Origin of the sequence: Chryseobacterium sp. MYb7, assembly GCF_002979455.1 — a bacterium.
Classification (GTDB): Bacteria; Bacteroidota; Bacteroidia; order Flavobacteriales; family Weeksellaceae; genus Chryseobacterium.
In genome coordinates this window covers 1-2,853 of record NZ_PCOU01000063.1, presented here as the reverse complement: position 1 = coordinate 2,853, position 2,853 = coordinate 1, and the positions used below count along the sequence as shown (strand labels likewise).

General features: G+C 35.2%; 3 protein-coding genes. All 3 read left to right on the top strand.

The genetic code is table 11. The annotated features are described in order from the left end of the window. Nucleotides 1-231: 231 nt before the first annotated feature. The 3 genes from CQ046_RS23340 to CQ046_RS23330 all read left to right on the top strand — a co-directional run bounded on the left by CQ046_RS23340 (nt 232) and on the right by CQ046_RS23330 (nt 2,738). Nucleotides 232-402 (top strand): lmo0937 family membrane protein, encoded by a 171-nt coding sequence (locus tag CQ046_RS23340; protein ID WP_105704558.1) that lies wholly within the window; start codon nt 232-234, stop codon nt 400-402. Between the two features lie 334 nt (nt 403-736). Next, complete coding sequence (surE, locus tag CQ046_RS23335; protein WP_105704557.1) at nt 737-1,504, top strand: 5'/3'-nucleotidase SurE; 768 nt, start codon at nt 737-739, stop codon at nt 1,502-1,504. 196 nt (nt 1,505-1,700) lie between these two features. After that, nucleotides 1,701-2,738, top strand: coding sequence for a GMP reductase (locus CQ046_RS23330; protein WP_105704556.1), 1,038 nt, complete (start codon nt 1,701-1,703; stop codon nt 2,736-2,738). Nucleotides 2,739-2,853: the final 115 nt, after the last annotated feature.

Genomic DNA, 2,853 nt, shown 5'->3' with positions numbered 1-2,853 from the left:
GCATATGATGGAAATATCATTAAAGCTCTTATTTTTGAAACTTAACAAGCAATTATCTATAATTATTTAACAATACCCTTATTTTAATTTTTAATTATTCCCTTCAGGCTAAACCTGAGGGGAATTTCATTTATATTCAAAATATAAAACAGATACCACAAAAACTAATTTAAACTCATAAAGGCATAAAATATGCAGATAATTAACTATACAAGTTAAAAATATTAAGTTATGAAAAGTTTACTATGGTTAGTTGCAGTCATCTGCATTGTTGTTTGGCTTTTAGGAATGTTAGGAATAGTTCCGGGTATCAGTACGGGTTATTTAATTCACATTTTATTAGTCATTGCTATTATTGTTATTCTTTATAACATTATCTCTGGAAGAAAACCTCTCGATTAGTTTATTATTTTGTTAAACATTTAAATGAAAGACCTCATATCAGGTGCTCTCCTTTTGGAAAAGCACCTGTAAAGGTCTAGTCAGGTTCAATCTATTAATTTTCCTTCATCTCAGTTTGATTTTCTATATTTAAAAATCTTCTCAATTCCTTCTTTCAACCTTATTTTGCGGTTGAAATTCTGGGTTTCCAATTCCTCATTTACAATCATCAATAACAAATCCGGTATTTTATTGCGTCTTATTTTTACCTACATTTGATGTGTTGAAAATCTATTTGTTCAATTCTTATAATGAACAAACTCATTCTATTTAAATAAAAAAATAAAGATAATTTATGGAAAGACCACTTATTCTGGTGACTAATGATGACGGAATTACAGCTCCTGGTATCAGAAATCTTATCAATTTTATGAATGAAATAGGAGAAGTAGTGGTTGTAGCACCCAACTCTCCCCAAAGTGGAAAAGGCCACGCCATTACCATTAATTCTACCTTAAGCTATGAAGAAGTTACTTTAGAAGGTCCACAAATCGATTTTTCATGCAGTGGAACTCCTGTAGACTGCGTAAAAATGGCTCTTGACAAGATTCTGACAAGAAGACCTGATATTGTTGTTTCTGGAATTAATCACGGGGCGAATTCATCTATCAATGTGATTTATTCCGGGACGATGTCTGCCGCCGTGGAAGCTGGTGTGGAAGGAATTCCTGCAATTGGATTCTCATTGCTGGATTTCAGCTGGGAAGCAGATTTTACTCAGGCTAAAGAATTTATTCAGAATATTGTAAGAAGAACACTGGAAAACCCAATGCCTAAAGGAGTTGTACTGAATGTCAATATTCCTAAACTTCCGGCTGAGGAAATAAAAGGCGTAAAGGTTTGTAAGCAGGCTAATGCCAAATGGGAAGAGAGCTTTGATGAAAGAATAAACCCACACGGCAAAAAATATTATTGGCTGACAGGTTATTTCAACAATATGGATGATTCTGAAGATGCTGATGAAACAGCATTGGCAAACGGATATATTTCAATTGTTCCTGTAAAATTTGACCTTACAGCGTATGAATATATGAAGACATTGGAAGAAGTAATGACTTTTTAAAACATAAAAGAGGTGAAATAATTCCTTCAATATCAAAGGCTTCAATTCAAAACACAGCAGAATATGAAGCATTATAAATAATTAAAATACGGCTTTTTAGTCGTATTTTTTTATTCCCTTCATAGTAAAATCCATCCCCCGAGAAATCATCTGTTCGAGATTATTCACTACCTTTATTCTGACAAATAATTACAAAATGCGTATAGAATATGACATAAAACTGGGCTTTAAGGATGTAATGTTCCGCCCAAAACGTTCTACTTTAAAATCACGCTCAGAAGTTGATTTACAAAGAGAATTTACCTTTAAGCATACCCAAAAAAAATGGACAGGAGTTCCTGTAATTGCTGCCAATATGGATACGGTAGGAACTTTTGAAATGGCGGTAGAACTTGCCAAAGAAAAGATTATTACAGCAGTTCACAAACATTATACTCCCGATGAATGGAGTCAGTTTCTCGACAGCCAGCCGGAAAGTATTCATCAGTATATTGCTTTAAGCACAGGGACCGGAAAGGCTGATGAGGAAAAAATAAGACAAATCCTCGAAAAACACCCAAAAATTGAGTTTCTCTGTATAGATGTAGCCAATGGATATTCTGAGCATTTCGTTGAATTTGTGAAGAAAGCAAGAGCCAATTTTCCTGATAAAATTATTATCGCTGGAAATGTGGTGACCGGAGAAATGGTAGAAGAACTTCTTTTGGTAGGTGCAGACATTATAAAAGTAGGTATTGGTCCCGGATCTGTTTGTACAACGAGAGTAAAAACGGGCGTAGGGTATCCGCAGCTTTCAGCTATTATTGAGTGTGCTGATGCTGCTCATGGACTGGGAGGACAAATCATCGCTGATGGCGGATGTAAAGTTCCAGGAGACGTTGCAAAAGCCTTTGGTGGTGGTGCAGATTTTGTAATGCTGGGCGGAATGTTTGCCGGGCATGATGAGAGTGGTGGAGAAATGATTGAAGAAAACGGTAAAAAATATCGTTCCTTCTATGGAATGAGCTCCAAAACAGCTATGGATAAACATTCCGGAGGGGTAGCAGAATACCGTGCTTCAGAAGGAAAAACTGTGAAAGTTGCATATAAAGGTCCGGTTTCAGACACTGTAAAGGATATTTTAGGAGGAGTAAGATCTACCTGTACCTATGTGGGAGCTTCAACGCTTAAGGAACTTTCCAAGAGAACTACTTTTATCAGAGTTCAGGAACAGGAAAATCAGGTTTTTAACTAAAATTGATTGAAGAATAATAAAAAAGGCTGCACATGTGCTAGTCATGGTCGGAAGATTTTTTCTTCCGACTTTTTGTTTTTAGATATTCAATATTATTATTTTAATTAATTGATTA